The organism is Rhodococcus sp. 15-649-2-2 (genome assembly GCF_002258645.1).
In the GTDB taxonomy this organism is placed as follows: Bacteria; Actinomycetota; Actinomycetes; order Mycobacteriales; family Mycobacteriaceae; genus Rhodococcoides.
The window spans coordinates 1-19,637 of the sequence record NZ_NPFM01000028.1; the positions used below are offsets into that span (position 1 = coordinate 1).

General features: G+C 65.1%; 14 protein-coding genes and 1 rRNA gene. 7 read left to right on the forward strand and 8 right to left on the reverse strand.

Annotation, left to right across the window (positions count from 1 at the left end):
* Nucleotides 1-99 (forward strand): 5S ribosomal RNA (rrf, locus tag CH305_RS17685); the annotation flags it as partial.
* A gap of 708 nt (nucleotides 100-807) precedes the next feature.
* On the opposite strand, the gene CH305_RS17690 is transcribed toward rrf, so the two are convergent.
* On the reverse strand, nucleotides 808-2,397 hold the full coding sequence (locus CH305_RS17690; protein ID WP_032402505.1) for an adenylate/guanylate cyclase domain-containing protein: 1,590 nt from the start codon (nucleotides 2,395-2,397) through the stop codon (nucleotides 808-810).
* A gap of 42 nt (nucleotides 2,398-2,439) precedes the next feature.
* On the opposite strand from CH305_RS17690, the gene nucS reads away from it, so the two are divergent.
* Together nucS and CH305_RS29515 are read left to right on the forward strand one after the other, a co-directional pair.
* Nucleotides 2,440-3,111 (forward strand): endonuclease NucS, encoded by a 672-nt coding sequence (nucS, locus tag CH305_RS17695; protein ID WP_032375951.1) that lies wholly within the window; start codon nucleotides 2,440-2,442, stop codon nucleotides 3,109-3,111.
* 41 nt (nucleotides 3,112-3,152) lie between these two features.
* Entirely contained in the window at nucleotides 3,153-3,470 is a 318-nt protein-coding gene (locus CH305_RS29515; RefSeq protein WP_094704448.1) for an ATP/GTP-binding protein, read from the forward strand.
* A gap of 28 nt (nucleotides 3,471-3,498) precedes the next feature.
* Here CH305_RS29515 and CH305_RS17705 read toward each other — a convergent pair whose 3' ends face one another.
* Complete coding sequence (locus CH305_RS17705) at nucleotides 3,499-4,449, reverse strand: hypothetical protein (RefSeq protein ID WP_094610027.1); 951 nt, start codon at nucleotides 4,447-4,449, stop codon at nucleotides 3,499-3,501.
* A 59-nt stretch (nucleotides 4,450-4,508) separates the two neighbouring features.
* The gene (gene mce / locus CH305_RS17710; RefSeq protein WP_371828250.1) at nucleotides 4,509-4,991 is read right to left on the reverse strand and encodes a methylmalonyl-CoA epimerase; all 483 of its coding nucleotides are present in this window, start codon (nucleotides 4,989-4,991) and stop codon (nucleotides 4,509-4,511) included.
* Between the two features lie 105 nt (nucleotides 4,992-5,096).
* On the opposite strand from mce, the gene CH305_RS17715 reads away from it, so the two are divergent.
* From CH305_RS17715 to CH305_RS17725, 3 genes are all read left to right on the forward strand, one after another.
* Nucleotides 5,097-6,287 (forward strand): acetyl-CoA C-acetyltransferase, encoded by a 1,191-nt coding sequence (locus CH305_RS17715; protein WP_094704449.1) that lies wholly within the window; start codon nucleotides 5,097-5,099, stop codon nucleotides 6,285-6,287.
* Nucleotides 6,288-6,354: 67 nt separating this feature from the next.
* Entirely contained in the window at nucleotides 6,355-6,726 is a 372-nt protein-coding gene (locus CH305_RS17720) for a DUF3817 domain-containing protein (protein WP_170944783.1), read from the forward strand.
* 104 nt (nucleotides 6,727-6,830) lie between these two features.
* Nucleotides 6,831-7,718 carry a tetratricopeptide repeat protein gene (locus CH305_RS17725; RefSeq protein WP_094610108.1) on the forward strand — a complete coding sequence of 296 codons (888 nt, stop codon included), beginning with the start codon at nucleotides 6,831-6,833 and terminating at the stop codon, nucleotides 7,716-7,718.
* A gap of 5 nt (nucleotides 7,719-7,723) precedes the next feature.
* Here the strand turns inward: CH305_RS17725 and CH305_RS17730 are convergent, their stop codons facing one another.
* Genes CH305_RS17730 through CH305_RS17740 form a run of 3 tightly spaced genes read right to left on the reverse strand, consistent with a single transcriptional unit; the run spans nucleotide 7,724 to nucleotide 13,392 of the window.
* A complete protein-coding gene (locus tag CH305_RS17730; RefSeq protein WP_094610029.1) occupies nucleotides 7,724-9,172 on the reverse strand; it encodes a metallopeptidase in 1,449 nt (482 codons plus the stop codon).
* On the reverse strand, nucleotides 9,173-11,374 hold the full coding sequence (gene glgB, locus CH305_RS17735) for a 1,4-alpha-glucan branching protein GlgB (RefSeq protein WP_094704642.1): 2,202 nt from the start codon (nucleotides 11,372-11,374) through the stop codon (nucleotides 9,173-9,175).
* An 11-nt stretch (nucleotides 11,375-11,385) separates the two neighbouring features.
* On the reverse strand, nucleotides 11,386-13,392 hold the full coding sequence (locus tag CH305_RS17740; RefSeq protein ID WP_094704643.1) for an alpha-1,4-glucan--maltose-1-phosphate maltosyltransferase: 2,007 nt from the start codon (nucleotides 13,390-13,392) through the stop codon (nucleotides 11,386-11,388).
* 205 nt (nucleotides 13,393-13,597) lie between these two features.
* Here CH305_RS17740 and glgP point away from each other — a divergent pair, with 205 nt between their 5' ends.
* A complete protein-coding gene (glgP, locus tag CH305_RS17745) occupies nucleotides 13,598-16,120 on the forward strand; it encodes an alpha-glucan family phosphorylase (protein ID WP_094704450.1) in 2,523 nt (840 codons plus the stop codon).
* Between the two features lie 11 nt (nucleotides 16,121-16,131).
* Here glgP and CH305_RS17750 read toward each other — a convergent pair whose 3' ends face one another.
* Entirely contained in the window at nucleotides 16,132-18,180 is a 2,049-nt protein-coding gene (locus CH305_RS17750; protein ID WP_032402288.1) for an ATP-dependent DNA helicase, read from the reverse strand.
* A 50-nt stretch (nucleotides 18,181-18,230) separates the two neighbouring features.
* The gene (locus CH305_RS17755) at nucleotides 18,231-19,487 is read right to left on the reverse strand and encodes a nicotinate phosphoribosyltransferase (RefSeq protein WP_230592419.1); all 1,257 of its coding nucleotides are present in this window, start codon (nucleotides 19,485-19,487) and stop codon (nucleotides 18,231-18,233) included.
* Between the last annotated feature and the right edge of the window lie 150 nt (nucleotides 19,488-19,637).

Sequence of the window (19,637 nt, forward strand, 5' to 3'; positions counted from 1 at the left end):
GGGGAAACGCCCGGTCCCATTCCGAACCCGGAAGCTAAGCCCTCCAGCGCCGATGGTACTGCACTCGACAGGGTGTGGGAGAGTAGGACACCGCCGAACACAACTTGGACCAGACAACCCCCGACCATCACGGTCGGGGGTTGTTTGCATTCGAAACCACTTAAAGTCACAACAGTATTCGTGGCCTTGTCCGTCGTCGGTATCCCTGAATTCCAGGGCTCCGACATCTGCACCGCAAGTCCCATCATTGCGATGCGGCCGCGTGTCTCGCCCCCACCCGGGTCGCACACGCGAGCGCACTCGCCAGACGCGAGTAGAACAGCGACACCAGACCGCGCGCACCTGACAAACGCACGCGCATTCGCATAATCCAGAGGTGTCAGCACCGCCGGTTGCCTCCGATGGTGTCGGCCGTCGACTCGTCACTGTCACCCCCCGTCGCACACGCGAGCGCATTTCCCGCAAACAAAGGGAATCAGTGATGCCCAGCTGGGTCGGCCGCCTGACTTGTCATTGCCAACCCCGGTCACAAACGCGCGCGCGTTTGCGGGCCCCCGAACCGGACTGAACCCCAACAAGTCGAGTACTGCTATCGAAGCTTGGCGATCGAGGTTGGCGGGCTTACGCACACCTGGCTTCTGCAGACGCGCTCGCCTTCGCGAGGCGCGCGCAGAATCGTCAGCGATGTGGTGAGCGTTCGACAAACGCGAGCGCGTTTGCGAGGGGACCGGGAAAGGACGGCCAAGTCGTCAGTGATGAAAACGGCAGGGACGCAGCGCACTACACCTGCTGAGCCCAACGATCGGGTCAGGCGTGAACAGCTTCGTGCTCATCCGCCTCGACCTTGACGTCCTTCGGATTTGCAAGAACTGTTTCCGCAGAGCGTCCGCGAAGAGTGACTGCATCACCGAATTCCCAACGATGTGCTTCCTCGTCAGCAGCACCGTCGACGGCAGTCTTGGAGGCGAGGATGGCTCCGGGCGCATTCTTTGCCAGTTCGGAGAGACGAGCTGCCTCGTTCACCGGGTCTCCGATAACGGTGTACTCGAATCTGGACTTTGCACCGACGTTGCCGGCAACCGCCCGTCCGGCAGCGACGCCGACGGCGGCGCTGCATTCGGGCACTTCCACCAACAACCGTCGAGAAATTGCTCGTGCTGCAGCAAGTGCGGAGCCGCAGTGGTCGGAAATTTCGTTCGGGGCCCCGAAGATGGCGAGCGCGGCGTCTCCCTCGAACTTGTTGATGAAGCCGCCGTGTTCGTCCACCTCGTCGACCACGACTGCGAAGAATCGGTTGAGTAGGTCCACGACCTCGGTAGGGGGCCGGGATGCTGCCAGCTCCGTCGATCCCACCAGGTCGATGAAGAACACTGCGACATCACGTTCTTGTCCGCCGAGTTCGCTGTCGGACTGCAACGCTTTCTCGGCAACTTCGTGCCCGACGTGTCGGCCGAACAGGTCGCGGATCTTCTCTCGATCGCGCACACCGTCGGCCATGCGATTGAAGCCGCTCTGCAGTTCGCCGAGCTCGGTGCCGTCGTACACCGCGAGGCGGACATCCATGTTGCCCTTCTCCACCTCGGCCATACCCGCACGCACGTTGTTGATGGGTGAAGTGGTCGCGAAGCCGCCCAGCACGGTCAACGCGAGCCCGAACACGATCGTGATGCCACCCAACGCGAGGATGGAGATGGCCAACTGAGTCGATGTGGTTTCGGGGTTGATGAAGCGGAAGATCGCGATGATCATCAAGCCACTGACCGGGACGCCCGTTCCCAGTAGCCACGACAGGATGGAGCGGCCCATGACTCCTGCGATACGAATTCGTCGAGGATCACCGGCTTCGAGGGCCCGAGCGGCAGCGGGACGAAGCGCGAATTCACTGAGTAGGTAACTGAACGCACAGACGACGGTGCCACCTGCGGCGATCGTGAAGGCAACCTTGGGAATCGACGCCGGGTCGATGATCCCGTCGATCGTGGGGAGCAGCAGCAAGGCTCCGATCCACAGCAGAATCTGGATTCGCGTCAGTCGCCAGGGCATAGCGAGCGTCGCGACCTGCTCCTCGCGGCTGGGTTGACGGTCCTCGATTGCCCACCGCAAGCTTCGCAGGGCGTGCGTGGTGCCCCAGACAGCACCGACGACGAATGCCACGAACACGTAGACCGGTACGACGATGTAGTTGACCCACCAGTACTTGCTCGGATCGAGCACGTCCGGTCCCGGCACGACAACGCTGATCAACACACCGACGATTACGGCGCCGATCAGGTTCGACAGGATGAGGAAGACCGTCAACAGCAGCTGAATGCGAACCCGTCGTCGGCGCGGGGACTCGGAGGTGTCGCCGAGCAGTCGGGAACCCAGGGGAGCGGCGGATCGTCTCAATTGCGGCATGGTCGTCACAGACTAACGGGGCGCCTGCCTTATGGTGGTCGAGTGCGTTTAGTTATTGCTCGTTGCCAAGTCGACTACGTCGGCCGTCTCACCGCACACCTTCCGTCCGCTCGCCGTCTGTTGCTCGTGAAGTCCGACGGATCGGTCAGCGTGCATGCGGACGACCGCGCGTACAAGCCGCTCAATTGGATGTCTCCGCCGTGTTGGACGGTCGAGACCACCGAAGACGAGACGATCAAATGGGTCGTCACCAACAAGGCGGGCGAGGAACTTCGCATCACCATCGATGACGTCGAGCTCGACTCGAGTCACGAGCTGGGCATAGACCCGGGTCTGGTGAAAGACGGTGTGGAGGCACATCTTCAGGAGCTGTTGGCCGAGCACGTCAGCACCTTGGGCGACGGATACACCCTCGTCCGACGCGAATACATGACGGCTATCGGCCCGGTGGATCTGCTGTGCCGCAACGCTGATGGCGGAACAGTGGCCGTCGAGATCAAGCGACGTGGTGAGATCGACGGCGTCGAGCAGTTGACCCGTTACCTGGAGCTTCTCAATCGTGATCCGCTGCTGGCCCCGGTGAGCGGAGTCTTCGCTGCCCAGGTCATCAAGCCGCAGGCGAAGACGCTGGCCACAGACCGCGGCATTCGTTGTCTCACACTCGACTACGACGTCCTACGGGGAACCGACAGTACCGAGTTCCGTCTTTTCTGACGACTGTCGGCACGAGTCGGCCTGTTCTCTACACTGGACGGGTGCCCCGTCGTAACCAACCCCGCCGACCGAATCGGAGCGGCCCGAGTGATCTCGGTCCGGCAACCGACTCGGTGCTGGGTGGCAACCGGGTCGAGGTCGGTCCGGATGGAGACACGTACACGACGCGGATGATCCCGGGTGCCAAGGCCGTCAAGACGTATCGCTGCCCTGGCTGCGATCACGAGGTGCGGCCGGGCGTCGCGCATATCGTCGCGTGGCCGTCGGACGATTTCGGGGGCGCGGACAACCGCAGACATTGGCACTCCGGATGTTGGAGCGGCCGAAACACGCGAGGCCTCACCCGCAGGTGGTCGTAGCAGGGGAGGCCCAGCGTGTACTGCGAAATCAGGACGCCGAGTCGGCCGATTCCTTCTCGTCCTCGGCCTTCGCGGCTGCCTTCTCTTCTTCCTTCTTGAGGATTGCCGTCGGGTCGGGATTGTCGAGCAGTTCGCTCTCGCGGTTGACCGAGGCGAGCATGGCCGGAACCGAATCGAGCTGTCCACGGATTCCGAGAAGCTGGGCGAGTACGCGGCTGCGCAGCACACGCAACTCCTCGGCCAGTTCCTTGGAGTGGGCGATCCGCCGTTCGGCTTGTTCGCTGGCGGATTGAAGCCGTCGAGCAGCCTCGGTGGTTGCCTCCTCGATGCGACGGGCAGCATCGGCCTTGCTCGACGCTTCGAGTTCTTCGAGCGCGGTCAACACCTTGGTGCGGCGCTCGGCCATCGTGATCTCGAAATCTTCCTGAACCTCGGCGCGCTTGGCCTCGGACTCGGCGGCCAGCTTGTCGCGCTCGGCCTGCGCGGCCTCGACCACCCGGGCTGCCTCGGTGCGCGCCTGAGCCATGGTCTGCTGGTGCTCGGTCTCGAGCGCCGTCCGACGCTCTTCGAGTTCTGCCACCAGTGACTCGTGCCGTCCACGCAGTCGCGCACTCTCTTGCTGCGCAACCGAAATCATTTCTTCGGACTCCGAATGCGCCTTGGCGCGTACCTCGGATGCCTCGTCGGAGGCCAACCGCAGCATGCGCGAGATGCGATCACTCATACCCTCCGCTGTGGTGGGCGGAACCGACAGGCGATCGATGTCCTTGCGCAGTTCGTCGATCTCGTCACGCGCGTCGTCGAGTTGCTTGGCCAGATCACGAGCCTGGGCTGCGGCCGCATCACGATCAGCGGTCGTCAGCCGGAGCTCGGCGTCGAACCGCTCGAAGTAGTTGGTGACTTCGTCGCGATCGAACCCCTTCCGGACGATGGAAAAGGGAAGTTGCACCGCGGAAGTGCGCTCATGATCGATGGCCATGGCCGTCAATTTACCGGTGAGTCAAGTAGAGAGCCATACGGCTCGTTCACAGAGTTCGATCAGTGCGCGTCGGGGTTCGGCTCGACGAGTTCGATGAGCACGCCACCGGCGTCCTTGGGATGGACGAAGTTGATCCGAGAATCGGCAGTGCCCCGGCGCGGGGCGTCGTACAGCAGCCGAACGCCGCGGGCGCGCAATTCGGTCGAGATCTCCTCGATATCGGTGACGCGGTACGCCAACTGCTGTAGTCCCGGTCCGTTGCGTCCGATGAACTTGGCGATGGTGGACGACTCGTCGATCGGGGCGAGCAACTGCAGTGCAGCGGACTTCTCTCCGGCACCGGGGAACGAGAGCATCGCCTCGCGAACGCCCTGTTCTTCGTTGATCTCCTCGTGCACGGCGACCATGCCGAGGTGGTCGGTGTACCAGGCGATGGCGGCGTCGAGATCGGGCACCGCGACACCCACGTGGTCTATAGCCGTCACCAGGTCGGAGCGCAGCGGGGCTCCCGTGTAAGACTGCGTGCTGGAGGTCATGGCCATGACGTTAGCGCCAGCTGCGTTTCGGTGCTCCGCCCGGCCGGTATCGGTAGGGGGCGTCGGAGCGTTGATCTCGACAAGGCCGTCTTCACACTTTCGGAGGAAATCGTGACCACAACAGTCATCGTTGCCGGTGCTCGTACGCCCGTCGGGCGCTTCTCGGGCGCACTCAAGGACTTCTCGGGATCGGACCTCGGCGGAATCGCCATCAAGGGTGCCCTCGAGAAGGCCGGTGTTGCGCCGGATCAGGTCGACTACGTCATCATGGGACAGGTTCTGACCGCCGGAGCCGGCCAGATTCCGGCCCGTCAGGCTGCCGTTGCCGCCGGCATTCCGATGACCGTGCCTGCACTGACGATCAACAAGGTGTGTCTGTCCGGTGTCGACGCCATCGCGCTGGCCGATCAGCTCATCCGCGCCGGTGAGTTCGAGATCGTCGTCGCCGGTGGGCAGGAGTCGATGACCCAGGCTCCGCACATGCTCGAGAAGTCGCGCGCCGGGTTCAAGTACGGCGACGTCACGATGCGTGATCACCTCGCGTACGACGGTTTGTACGACATCTTCACCGACCAGGCCATGGGCGCACTCACCGAGCAGCGGAACCAGAGTGCCGAAGCCATCAGCCGCGAGGAGCAAGACGCTTTCGCCGCCGCGTCGCATCAGAAAGCCGCAGCCGCCTGGAAGAACGGCGTATTCGACAACGAGGTTGTCCCCGTGTCCGTTCCGCAGCGCAAGGGCGATCCGATCCAGGTCACGGAAGACGAAGGCGTCCGCGCCGACACCACGGTCGATTCCCTCGGAAAGCTTCGACCCGCCTTCGACAAGGCCGGAACCGTCACCGCGGGATCGGCGTCGCAGATTTCCGACGGTGCTGCCGCCGTCGTCGTGATGAGCAAGGAAAAGGCCGAGTCGCTCGGTTTGACCTGGCTCGCCGAGATCGGTGCCCACGGAGTGGTGGCAGGTCCCGACTCCACGCTGCAGTCGCAGCCGGCCCGGGCGATTGCCAAGGCGTGCGCGAAGGACGGCATCGATCCGAAGGACCTCGACGTCGTCGAGATCAACGAGGCGTTCGCGGCGGTCGGAATCGCCTCGACACGCGAGCTCGGCATCGATCCGGAGATCGTGAACGTCAACGGTGGCGCGATCTCCATCGGACATCCCCTCGGCATGTCCGGTGCCCGCATCGCATTGCACTTGGCCCTCGAGCTGCAGCGACGCGGCGGCGGAGTCGGCGCAGCCGCACTGTGCGGCGGCGGTGGACAGGGCGACGCCCTCATCGTTCGAGTACCGAAGAAGTAGGACCGCGGTGGCTCTGGTCGGGAGTGAGACCAGAGCCACTACGTTCTGTCGTAGCAAACCGGGCACAATGGCTGGCATGACCAACTTCTTCAACCTGAGCAGCACGGCCACCCGTTTCCGTTTCATCGCTGTACTCGAAGCGTTCACCTGGCTGGGACTGCTGATCGGAATGGCGTTCAAGTACATCCCCGCCGATGGCAACGAAATCGGCGTGAAGATCTTCGGGCCGATCCATGGCGGCGTGTTCGTCGTGTACCTGGGCATCGCGGTGCTGACGGCAGTGAAGTTGAAGTGGGACGTCAAGGCAACACTGCTGGCGCTCGTCGCAGCATTCCCACCGTTCGGCACGGTGATCTTCGAGATCTGGGCCGCGCGCACCGGACGCCTCGCCGAGCTGAGCACAGGCCGACCCGTAGCCGACGCGAAGGTCCTGTCCTGACTGCCCGCCAGTGGATGACGCATCGGGTTAGTGACAAACTGTAGAACGTGACTCGACCCGGTTCCCGTCCTCCCGTCCGCCCGTCAGCTGCCGTCCCCGCCTCGATCGCCGGTGCTGTCGACCTGTCCGTTCTCAAGGACCGTCCGGCACCTGCTCCCGCGGCCGAGCCCGCCGGTGAATCCGGGGGACTCGCACCGATCGTGGACGTGACCGCGGCGACGTTCGAGGCCGAGGTTCTGCAACGATCCACTCAGGTCCCGGTGATCGTCGATCTCGGTTCGGCCCGCTCCCCGCAATCGCAGGCGTTGACGCGACAGCTCGGCCAATTGGCCGTCGAGGCAGGCGGCACGTGGGTGCTGGCCCGCGTCGACGTCGATTCCAATCCACAGATCGCGCAGGCGTTCGGTGTGAAAGCCATTCCGACTGTGGTTGCCGTTGCAGCCGGTCAGCCACTGGCCGACTTCGAGGGAACGCAGTCGGACGAGCAGCTGCGTCAGTGGCTACAGGCCGTCGAGCAGGCGACTGCGGGAAAGCTCACCGGGCCTCCCGGGGCGGCTGCTGCAGAACCGGAACCCGAGATCGAGGACCCCAGAATCGTCGCTGCCGAGGAAGCCATCGACGAGGGCGACTTCGACAAGGCGGCGGCCGCATACCAGGCGATCATCGACGCCGAACCGAAGAACACCGACGCCGTCGCGGCGCTGCGTCAGGTCAGGTTCTTGGCTCGGGTGCAGAACATTGCACCTGACGCCATCGAGATCGCCGACGCCGATCCCGCGAACGTGCAGGCCCGGATCGCGGCCGCAGACGCCGAGATGGCTGCTCAGCAACCGGAGCAGGCTTTCGCTCGGTTGATCGACGGCATCAAGATCAGTGCGGGCGACGACCGGACCGCACTGCGCACTCGACTCCTCGAGCTGTTCGAGTTGTTCGACGCAGCCGATCCGCTGGTGGTGTCCGCGCGGCGCAAACTCGCGTCCGCTCTGTACTGAGTTCCTCAGCTGTAGCGCGAGTCGCACAGCTCCTTGCCGCCGAGAACTCCCGAGCGGAAGGCGTCGACTCGGGAGAATCCGGATGGCAACGTCGTTCCGTTGACGTCGCTGGCTGCGAGTCCGTCGCTGAGTAGGCCCGACACCGCCTCGTCGAGATCGCCTGGGGAAAGAAAGACTTCGAGGCCCGTCGAACCGTTCTCGGCGCTCATCGCCGAGGTGATGACCCCGGACAGGCACGCCGAACGCAGAGCGGTCTGCGGGTCGTCGAGGGTCTGGCCGGCTTCCTTCTGCACCGCGAGCGTGTAGCGGGAGGCGAACAGCACGTACGCGCTGTAGTCACCGGAGACGTTGAGCGGCAATATGTCTCCGCGCTGCGGGGTCTCGGGCTGTCCGACTTCGGCCAGGGCCTCGACGTCGACGCCGATGGTATTGGTCGAGGGGCAGTACGACACCGGCGCAGTGGCTTCGGCGTCGGCGCATCCGACGTCCGAACCGGTGTAGTCGACGGCCGGGGGAGTTGTGACGGGCAGTACCTGCTCGAAGGATCGAGTGAAGGCGTCGAGGGAGTCCTCGGTGACCGGTAGTTCACCCGAGTCGTCCGGATCATCGAACTTCTGCGGCAACGATGCTCGACGCGAGTCGATTTCGGCCTCGTCGATGCTCGTGCAGGCCCCGGCACCGTCGGTGAAGCCGATCTGCACAGCCGTGACGCGCTCGAAGGCCGAGCCGTGCACCGATTCCGGATCGTTGGGATCGACATCGCGAACGGCGACGGTCGCGGCGAGAACGCCGTTGAGTCCGTCGGAGGTATTGATGGTGAAGTGCGGCGAATCGTCCTCTGCGACATGGCGAATGAACGCGCCGGCAAAACAGTCGGCCTGTTGCTCGGCCACGATGGTGGGAGTGTCGTCACCGACGAGTCCCGATTGATGCTGGATGGCGTGACCGTATTCGTGGGCGATCACCATCACCACCGACATCGGTCCGAATGCGTCGACCAGAGCAGGAAGCAGAATGGTGCGATCCCACCCGATCGAGTCGTCGCGCGTGCAATACGCGGCATTGGGGATACCGCCGGTTCGATCCCCGCAGAACCTGACGCCGGATCCCTCGTCCTCGGACGCGTCCCACGAGACCACGTTCGAGATCGGCGTGAACGAGCCTTTGAAGAGGGCTGGGTACTGCTCGGCCCAGAACTGTTGAATGTCGTCGATCGCGTTGGTGGCGAGGATATCGGAGTCGGTGCCCTCGGCGTTCTCGACCTCGATCGTCGAATCGGGGACACCCGGTCGTGGCCCGCTCGGTCCGCTCGTGACCGGCAGTCCGGCGACGGTGAACGGGTTCTCGTAGATGGACACGGCGTTGCCGCCGACAGTCTGTGCGCACGAGGCGAGGAGAAGGAGTCCTGCAGTGGCGGCCGCGGCCAGTAGTCGGGGTGTGCGGCCGCCACTCATCTATCGCTCCAGTCTTATCCAGATCGCCCCGTTGGCGGGAAGTGCAACCTGGCCTGACGCAGGTCGACCGTGCCACGAGTGCGATGTTGCCGTCACTTCACCCAGGTTGCCCATTCCGGAGCCGCCGTATTCCGTTGCATCGGTGTTCAGGATCTCGATCCAACGGCCGGGTTCCGGTAGTCCCACACGATAGCTGCCGTGCTCGGAACCGGAGAAGTTGAAAATACACGCGATGACCGAACCGTCGGACCCGTACCGCAGAAAGCTCAGCACGTTGTTCTCGGTGTCGTTGGCGTCGATCCACGAGTACCCGCTCGGCGAGGTGTCGAGTGTCCACAGTGCCGGATGCGACTTGTACGTCGAGTTCAGATCGGAGACAAGGGATTTGACGCCATTGTGCAGGGGCTCCTCGTCGATCTGGTACCAGTCGAGGCCGCGTTCCTCGGACCATTCACGGGTCTGGCCGAACTCCTGGCCCATGAACAGCAGTTGCTTGCCCGGGTGCGCCCACATGTAGGCGAGCATGCCGCGCAGCCCTGCTGCCTTGGTGTAGTCGTCACCGGGCATCCGAGTCCACAGCGTCCCCTTGCCGTGCACCACCTCGTCGTGGCTGATGGGCAGCAGGTAGTTCTCGCTCCACGCGTAGACGAGGGAGAAGGTGATCTCGTGGTGGTGGTAGCTGCGATGGATCGGATCACGCCCGAGGAATCCCAGGGTGTCGTGCATCCAGCCCATGTTCCACTTCATGTTGAAGCCGAGTCCGCCGACGTTCGTCGGGCGGGTGACGCCGGGCCATGCCGTCGACTCCTCGGCCACGGTGACGACGCCGCGGTGCTTCTTGTGCACCGTCGCGTTCATCTCCTGCAGGAACGTGACGGCCTCGAGGTTCTCCCGGCCGCCGTAGATGTTCGGCGACCAACCGCCCTCGGGGCGGGAGTAATCCAGGTACAGCATCGATGCAACGGCGTCGACACGGAGGCCGTCGATGTGGAACTCGTCGATCCAGTACAGCGCGTTCGCGACCAGGAAGTTGCGCACCTCTCGGCGGCCGAAGTCGAAAACAAGTGTGCCCCAGTCGAGTTGCTCGCCGCGCTGGGGGTCGCCGTGTTCGTAGAGCGGGCCGCCGTCGAATCGAGCGAGGGCCCACTCGTCCTTGGGGAAGTGCGCAGGCACCCAGTCGACGATGACGCCGATTCCGGCGCTGTGCAGATGATCGACGAAGTAGCGGAAATCGTCGGGGCTGCCGAAACGTGATGTGGGTGCGTAGTAGGACGTGACCTGGTAGCCCCACGACCCGCCGAAGGGGTGCTCCGCGACCGGGAGGAGCTCGACGTGGGTGAAGCCGGTTTCGGTGATGTACTCGGCCAATTGCTCGGCCAGTTCGCGGTAACCCAGGCCCGGTCGCCACGACGCCAGATGGATCTCGTAGACACTCATCGGTCCCTGCGTTGGCTCGATTCCGGCCCTGGTGTCGAGCCACTTCTCGTCGTTCCACGTGTACGACGACGCGGTGACGACCGATGCGGTCGACGGCGGAACCTCGGTGGCGAAAGCCATCGGGTCTGCCTTGTCCTTGACCGAGCCGTCGGCACCGTTCACGCGGAACTTGTACAGGGCACCCGGCGCGATGTCGGGTACGAACAGCTCCCACACTCCGGTCGAGCCCAGAACACGCATGGGCCAGCTGCGGCCGGTCCAGCCGTCGAAGTCACCGACGAGGGTGACGCCCTGTGCTGCGGGGGCCCACACTGCGAACGAGGTGCCGACCACCGGACCGTCCGGCGTCGCGTACGACTGCTGATGCGCGCCGAGGATGTCCCACAGCCGCTCGTGCCGACCCTCACCGAACAGGTGTAGATCGAGCTCACCGAGAGTGGGGAGGAACCGGTATCCGTCGGCGGATTCGGAGACGTGCCCGCCGGGCCACGTCACGACGAGCCGATAGTCGATCAGGTCCTCGAACGGCAGCAGCGCCGAGAACACTCCGTGCGCGACGTGAGTCAGCTCGTGGTCGACACCGCCGACTCGGGCGACGACCTTCTCGGCGTCGGGCTTGAGCGCTCGGATGGCCGTTCCGCCGGGTACCGGATGGGCACCGAGAACGGAATGCGGGTTGTAGTGCCGACCCGCCGCGATGAGTTCCAGATCGTTGTCGGACGGGGCTGCGACGGTGTCTTCGGGCGTCGTCGGATTCTTGGTCACGTTGAATCCACTCACTTTCGGTTGCCGCGGTAGGCCAGTTCGATTCGTGCCGGGTAGGGAATGTGGGGGAGCGTGAAAATGTGCGCCACCGACGTCCAGGGCTCGAGTCGGACGAAATTGGTGTGGCCCCAGTCGTAATGAACGCCGCTCACCTCGTCCTTGATCGTGAGGGTGTCCTGCCAGTCGTGGCCGAGGGCAGGCATGTCCAGATGGATGGTGCCTTCCTCGGCACCGAACGGGTTGAGGTTGATCACCACCAGGATCGAGTCGCCGGTCTGCGGGTCGAACTTCGAGTACCCGATCAACGCTTCGTTGTCGATCGTGTGGAAGTGGATGTTGCGGAGCTGCTGCAGCGCCGGATGCGCGCGCCTGATCGCGTTCAGCGTGGTGATCCAGGGCTCGAGCGACTCGCCTCGGGCGAGCGCACCCTCGAAGTCGCGCGGACGCAACTGGTACTTCTCCGAGTCCAGATACTCCTCGCTGCCCTCACGCACGGCCTGGTGCTCGAACAGCTCGTAGCCGGAGTAGACGCCCCAGGTGGGGGCCATCGTCGCCGCGAGAGCTGCCCGGAGAGCGAACATTCCGGGCCCACCGTGCTGCAGGCTCTCGTGCAGGATGTCCGGGGTGTTGACGAACAGGTTGGGCCGCGCGTCGTCGGCGCGTCGCGCATGCTCCTCGGCGAACTCGGTCAGCTCCCACTTCGCGGTACGCCAGGTGAAGTACGTGTACGACTGGGTGAACCCGCGCTGTGCCAATCCGTACATGCGCACCGGACGGGTGAAGGCCTCGGCGAGGAACAGCACGTCCGGGTCGGCCTTCTTGACCTCGGCGATGAGCCATTCCCAGAAGTCCGGTGGCTTGGTGTGCGGGTTGTCGACTCGGAAGACCTTGACCCCCAGCGAGATCCAATACCGGACCACGCGCAGTACCTCTTCGTAGATGCCGCGTCGATCGTTGTCGAAGTTGACCGGGTAGATGTCCTGGTACTTCTTCGGTGGGTTCTCGGCGTAGGCGATCGTGCCGTCCGGCAGCACGGTGAACCACTCGGAATGCGTTGCTGCCCAAGGGTGATCGGGAGCGGCCTGCAGGGCGAGGTCGAGCGCCACTTCGAGGCCGTACTCCTGCGCGGCAGCGACGAAGGCACGGAAGTCGTCCTCGGTTCCCAGTTCGGGATGGATGGCGTCGTGCCCGCCGTCCTTGGATCCGATCGCCCACGGCGACCCGACGTCCTCGGGGCCCGGAGTCAGCGTGTTGTTCGGGCCCTTGCGGTTGATGGTGCCGATCGGGTGGATGGGCGGCAGGTAGACGATGTCGAATCCCATCCGCTGGATGCGAGGCAACTGCTCGATCGACGTTGCGAACGTGCCGTGCCGCGGCGATCCGTCCTCGTTCCACCCGCCGGTCGATCGAGGGAAGAACTCGTACCAGGCACCGTTGAGAGCGAGATTGCGATCGACCCAGATGTTGACCGCGCGCGAGCGTGTCACCAGCTCGCGCAGCGGGTGCGCGAACAGCAGTTCGGCGACCGACGACGCGAATGCCGACGACACTCGGGCCGGCAGCGGTCGGTCGGTTTCGCGCAGCGCGGCAGCGACGTCGGCCAGCAGTTGCCTGCTCTCGGCAGGAACCCCGGTGGCGGCGCGCAGGAACAGCCGCGCCCCGATCTCCAGATCGTTCGCGAGTTCGTGCGCGCTCTGGCCCACTCCGAGCTTCGCTTCCACGGCATGGCGCCAGGTGCTGATCGGATCGCTCCACGCTTCGATGCGGCAGATCCAGTAACCCGGCCGAGAGGGGACGAACACCGCGTCGAACGTGTCGGGTTCGCGGCCCGGTGTCATCGGGATGCGTTCGAGTTTGCCTCCCGGTCCGCGCACCGACAGTGTCGCGGCCACCGCGTCGTGACCCTCGCGCCAGACGTCGGCGGAGACTGGAAACGTCTCGCCCACCACCGCTTTCGCGGGGTACTTCCCGGTCGTCGTATCTGGAAGGACATTGTCGATACCAAGTCGACCTGTCACTTCACACTCCATTCTTCGCTAGAGGTATGGCTGCGCGGGCGCAACCTCTGATCGAACCGATATTGGTGTGCTTCTATTCGTCAACCGTAATGCAGCAATGCAGATGGCGCGTGCGCCGACGCATACTGCCCGCGACGGGCACCGCGGAGCAGATTTCGTGCAAGCCGCCCATCGACACAGGTGTCCGTGGGTAGGGTTCGATCCTGTGAAAGCTTTGCGCCGATTCACCGTCCGAGCCCATCTTCCCGCCCGCTTGAATGCCCTCGCCGAGCTCTCGACAAACCTCAGGTGGTCGTGGCACTCGGCGACGCAGGATCTGTTCGAGCACATCGATCCACTGTTGTGGACCGAACTCGAGCGCGATCCGGTGGCTGTACTGGGAGCCGTCGCACCCGCGCGGCTCGAGGAACTCGCGGCCGACGAACGTTTTCTGGCCGAGCTGGACGCCGCGGAGGCGGATCTGCACGACTACCTCGCCCGTCCGCTCTGGTACCAGAACGAGCTGTCGAAGGGGCGGGCTCTGCCGTCGGGCATCGGGTACTTCTCCATGGAGTTCGGTGTCACCGAAGTGTTGCCGAACTATTCGGGCGGGCTCGGCATCTTGGCCGGGGACCACCTCAAGGAGGCCTCCGACCTGGGCCTGCCGTTGATAGGCGTCGGGTTGCTCTATCGCTCGGGGTACTTTCGCCAGTCGCTGACTGCCGACGGCTGGCAGGCCGAACGCTATCCGTCCCTCGACCCGCACGGTCTGCCGCTGCGGTTGCTCACCGACGACGGCGATTCTCCGGTGCTGATCCACGTGTCGATGCCGGGATCTCGCGTTCTGCGGGCGCGCGTGTGGATCGCCCAGGTGGGGCGCGTCCCACTGTTGTTGCTCGACTCCGACATCGCCGACAACGATCCCGAGCTGCGCGGGGTGACCGACCGGTTGTACGGCGGCGACCAGGATCACCGCATCAAACAGGAGATCCTCGCCGGTATCGGCGGAGTACGAGCGATCCGGGCCTACACCCGTGCACACGGACTTCCCGACCCCGAGGTGTTCCACATGAACGAGGGCCACGCCGGCTTCTTGGGCGTCGAACGCATCCGCGAACTCGTCACCTCGGGAACCCTGGATTTCGACGCGGCGCTGGCTGCGGTGCGGGCCGGCACCGTCTTCACCACCCACACCCCTGTCCCCGCCGGAATCGACCGGTTTCCGGCCGATCTGGTGCGGCACTACTTCGGAAGTGCGGACGGCGGCGCGGACTCGGCGCTACTGCCGGGATTGCCGATGGACCGAATCCTCGCCCTCGGCGGCGAGAGCGACGCCTCGGTGTTCAACATGGCGCACATGGGATTGCGGCTCGGCCAACGAGCCAACGGTGTGTCGAAACTCCACGGCATCGTCAGCCGCGAGATGTTCAACGGTCTGTGGCCGGGATTCGATGCGTCCGAGGTGCCGATCGGATCGGTCACCAACGGCGTCCATGCTCCTACGTGGTCTGCTCGGGAATGGGCACAGGAGGAGGAGATGTCCTCGGAGCGCGTGTGGTCCACGCGTAACGCTCTGCGTGCGCAGTTGGTGGACGAGGTACGCCGCCGAGTGCGGCGGTCGGCACTCGAACGCGGTTCCACGCAAGCCGAGATCAATTGGACTGCAAGTGTTTTCGATCCGAACGTGCTGACCGTCGGTTTCGCTCGTCGCGTACCGACGTACAAGCGACTGACTCTGATGCTGCGCGAACCCGAGCGACTGCGGGCGATGTTGCTGGACCCGGAACGACCGGTCCAACTCGTGGTCGCAGGCAAGTCGCATCCGGCCGACGACGGCGGAAAGGCGCTCATTCAGCAGATCGTCAAGTTCGCCGATCAAGCCGACGTGCGACATCGCATCGTGTTCCTGCCCGACTACGACATGTCCATGGCGCGCTTCCTGTACTGGGGATGCGATGTATGGCTGAACAATCCGCTGCGGCCGCTCGAAGCGTGTGGCACCTCGGGCATGAAATCGGCACTCAACGGCGGCCTCAACCTCTCGATCCGCGACGGCTGGTGGGACGAGATGTACGACGGCGAGAACGGCTGGGCCATCCCGACGGCCGATGGTGTCACCGACGACAATCGACGGGACGATCTCGAAGCAGCTGCTCTGTACGAGCTGCTCGAACAGGCTGTGCTGCCCAAGTTCTACGACCGCGGCGAGGACGGCGTGCCCGGTCGATGGATCGAAATGGTGCGGCACACCCTCGAACAGCTGGGCCCGAAGGTGTTGGCGTCGAGAATGGTTCAGGACTACACGCTCGGCTACTACGCGCCTGCTGCCGAGTCCGCTCGCGCGGCGTCGGCCGACGGTCACCGCGGTGCCACGGACGTGGCGTCGTACCGTCGCCGCGTCGAACAGGCCTGGGGCGCAGTGAAAGTCACCCGCGTCGACAGTGAGGGGCTACCGGATACTCCGGTGATCGGTGCGGAACTGTCGCTGCGCGCGAACGTCGATCTCGGCGGCTTGGACGCGGCGGACGTCGTGGTGCAGGCGGTGGTCGGTCGCGCCGATGACGAGGAGAACCTCACCGACATCTCCGCGACGCCCATGACACACGTGGGCACGGAGGGCGGTGAGCACGTCTATGCCGGCGAGAGCACGCTGCCGCACAGCGGCGCAGTGGGATACACCGTGCGGGTGCTGCCGCATCACGACGGCCTGGCCTCGGATGCCGAGCTCGGATTGGTGTCCACTCCGTAGGGGTAGTGGCGCTACTTTCCCGCCAGCCGGGTGAGCGCCTTGCGCACCACCTCCGGGTCCGAGGTCTCCCAGAACGGAGGCAACGAGGCTCGGAGGTAACCGCCGTAGCGGGCAGTGGCCAGACGTGAATCGAGAACGGCGACAACGCCTTTGTCGTCCACGCTGCGGAGCAACCGGCCGACGCCCTGCGCGAGCAGCAGGGCGGCATGGTTGGCGGCGACAGCGAGAAACCCGTTGCCGCCGCGGGATTCCACGGCCTGCTGACGGGCTACGAGCAGCGGATCGTCGGGCCGCGGAAACGGAATCCGATCCAGAATCACCAGACTGAGCGACGGGCCCGGCACATCCACTCCCTGCCACAGCGACAACGTCCCGAACAGGGAGGTGGCCTCGTCGTCGGCGAACTTCTGCACCAGTGCGCCGGTGGAATCGTCGCCCTGGCACAGGATCGGCGTATCGAGTCGCTCGCGCATTTCCTCCGCGGCGGCCTTGGCTGCACGCATCGACGAGAAGAGTCCGAGTGTCCGTCCTCCGGCTGCGCTGACCAGAGACTCGATTTCGTCTAGGTAGGACTTGGAGAGGCCGTCGCGTCCGGGCGGTGAGAGGTGCTTGGCGATGTACATGATGCCGGCCCGGGCATGATCGAACGGTGACCCGACGTCGAGCGAATTCCACCGGATCGACCCGGTATCGGACGGCGGTTCCACACCCGACGCCATCGCGGTATCGCTCCGGGACGGCGTCTCCGCAGGCAGGCCCCAGTTGACGGCCAACCCGTCGAACGACCCGCCGACGGTCAAGGTTGCCGACGTCAGGACCACGGTGGACTCGGCGAACAGGCGCGCTCGGAGCAGTCCGCCGACCGAGAGCGGGGCGATACGGACCGTGCGTTTGACGTTGCCGCGGAAATCGTCGACCGCGTGCCAGACGACGTCCCTGCGTTTGGCCGGATCGGGTTCGTCGAAGGCCGTGAGAACTCGAACGGCGCTGTCGTGCACCTCGTCGACCGCGACGAGTGCAGCGCTGCGAGCCGCGGCAGCCTCGGGGTCGCTGGCCGCCATGCCCTGCTTGTTGGGGCCGATCGCGGTGCGCACTGCCCAGGCGGCGTCGCGGATGGAGGCGAGGGCCGGCCCGACGCCGTCGGGCAGAGATTGCCAGCGACTCGGGGGCAGCTCGTCGAGAATCGCGGCCCAGTTCTCGGCTGCACCTTCGAGCTGGTCCACCGTCTCTTCTTCGATCAACTTCGCGCTCCGGCGAGCGGCAGCGGTGACGGTTGCTGCCGACAGCTCCTCTGTTGCAACGCCCGTCACTCGATCGACCAGTTCGTGAGCCTCGTCGACGACCACGACGTCGTGCTCGGGCAGGATCTGGATGCCGGTGATCGCATCGATCGCGAGCAGCGCATGATTGGTCACCACGACGTCGACCTGGGCGGCCTCGGTGCGGGCGCGCTCGGCGAAGCAATCCTCGCCGACGGGGCAGCGGGACTTGCCGAGGCATTCGCGCGCAGTGACGCTGACCTGGCGCCAGGCCTGATCGCTGACTCCGGGCACGACGTCGTCGCGGTCGCCGGTCTCGGTCTCGGACGACCACTTGGTCAGCCGCACCACCTCTCGGCCCATGCGCGAGACCGCGAACGGGTCGAACAGTTCTGCGTCCGGTGCCTCCTGCGCGGCACCGGTGTGGATCTTGTTCATGCACAAGTAGTTGTTGCGGCCCTTGAGGATCGCGAACTTCGGTCGTCGACCCAGAGCCTCGGTCAGTGCGTCGGACAGGCGCGGCAGGTCGCGGTCGACCAACTGCCGCTGCAGTGCGATGGTGGCCGTGGAAACGATGACGGTCTTTCCGGAGTCGACCGCGTGCCTGATGCTCGGGACGAGATAGGCGAGGGACTTTCCGGTACCGGTGCCTGCCTGCACCGCGAGATGCTCACCGGTATCGATCGAGTGCGCCACCGCCGACGCCATCGTCAGCTGATTGCTCCGTTCCTTGCCGCCCAGTGAGTGCACCGCTACCTGCAGTAGAGCGGGAACGGTTGGCAACTCGGTCTTCGACGGCACCGAAGAAGACTACTGCCGATTGCCCACCGGGTTCGGCATCGACACCGCCCCTAGCCTTCGACGAAGCGGGTGGGTATCGCCGGTTCGCCCTGAGACAGTTTCAGGCCCTCCCACGGGAGGCTGACCAGGCGCCCGGCCAGTAGTTCACGGCCGTCGGCCAGCGTCGGCAGGCCGGGGACGCGCTCGCCGCCGCGGACCAAAGGCGTGGTCAACGTCTCCACCGTCATATCGTCGCCGATGGTCGGGGGAGAGTCGAAGGGGTGCACGATCTCCTCGACGGCGGTGCCGGTGCTGCGCGCCGTTCGCACCGCGGCCTTGGTGCCCCCGCGCGATTCTTTGTGACTGCTGCGCTTGGCGACAGGGATGCCGTCGACCGTGACCAGCTTGTAGACCATGCCCGCCGTCGGGGCACCGGAACCGGTGACCAGTGACGTGCCGACGCCGTAGGAGTCCACTGGTTCGGCCCGCAGCGCGGCGATGGCGTACTCGTCGAGGTCGCCCGAAACGACGATCCTGGTCTTCGGCGCACCCAGGGCGTCCAGCTGGTCGCGAACCTGCCGCGCGAGCACTCCGAGGTCGCCGGAATCGATGCGTACCCCGCCGAGTTCGGGCCCGGCGACCTCGATGGCGTTGGCGACGCCCTGGGTGATGTCGTAGGTGTCGACGAGCAGCGTGGTGCTCACGCCGAGTGCTCGTACCTGCGCCGCGAATGCGGACCGTTCGTCCGGGCCGTCGACGGTGGTGTGCAGCAGGGTGAACGCGTGAGCCGATGTGCCGGCTCCGGGGACGCCGTGCCGGCGGACGGCTTCGAGATTGGACGTCGCGGTGAACCCGGCGAGGTACGCCGCACGCGATGCGGCGACGGCCGCTTCCTCGTGGGTTCGACGCGATCCCATCTCGATGATCGGCCTGGACTTCGCGGACGCCACCATCCGTGCTGCCGCCGATGCGATCGCGCTGTCGTGATTGAGGATCGAGAGCACGAGTGTTTCGAGGACGACGCACTCGGCGAAGGTTCCGCGGACGGTCAGCACGGGGGAGCCGGGAAAGTACAGCTCCCCTTCGCGATAGCCGTCTATGTCGCCGGTGAATCGGTAGTTGCGCAGCCACTCGACGGTGTCGGCGTCGAGAAATTCGGCCACGATGCGTAGCTCGTCCGGGCCGAAACGAAAGCGCGCGATGGCGTCGAGGATGCGGCCGGTGCCCGCGAGAACTCCGTACCGGCGGCCCGCAGGCAGCCGTCGCGCAAAAACCTCGAAGCTGCAGACACGATCTGCGTTACCGCTGGCCAGAGCGGCTGAGAGCATCGTGTACTCGTACTGATCGGTCAGCAGCGCGGTACTGACGTCGTCGGTGAAAATCGCGTGATCTGTGGTCGCGTCGTTGCTCACCTCGCCCACACTACGAGCGCAGGGGCGAGCGTGTGACGCTGGCCCGACACGCCGTACCCTGTGGAC

Coding starts and splice junctions, on each gene's coding strand:
- mce (WP_371828250.1), bottom strand. CDS start 4,991: ATGGCCATGACCTCCAGCACGCAGTCTTACACGGGAGCCCCGCTGCGC.
- CH305_RS17755 (WP_230592419.1), bottom strand. CDS start 19,487: ATGCTCTCAGCCGCTCTGGCCAGCGGTAACGCAGATCGTGTCTGCAGC.
- CH305_RS17720 (WP_170944783.1), top strand. CDS start 6,355: ATGGCTGGCATGACCAACTTCTTCAACCTGAGCAGCACGGCCACCCGT.
- CH305_RS17730 (WP_094610029.1), bottom strand. CDS start 9,172: ATGAGTGGCGGCCGCACACCCCGACTACTGGCCGCGGCCGCCACTGCA.
- CH305_RS17705 (WP_094610027.1), bottom strand. CDS start 4,449: ATGGCCATCGATCATGAGCGCACTTCCGCGGTGCAACTTCCCTTTTCC.
- CH305_RS17690 (WP_032402505.1), bottom strand. CDS start 2,397: ATGCCGCAATTGAGACGATCCGCCGCTCCCCTGGGTTCCCGACTGCTC.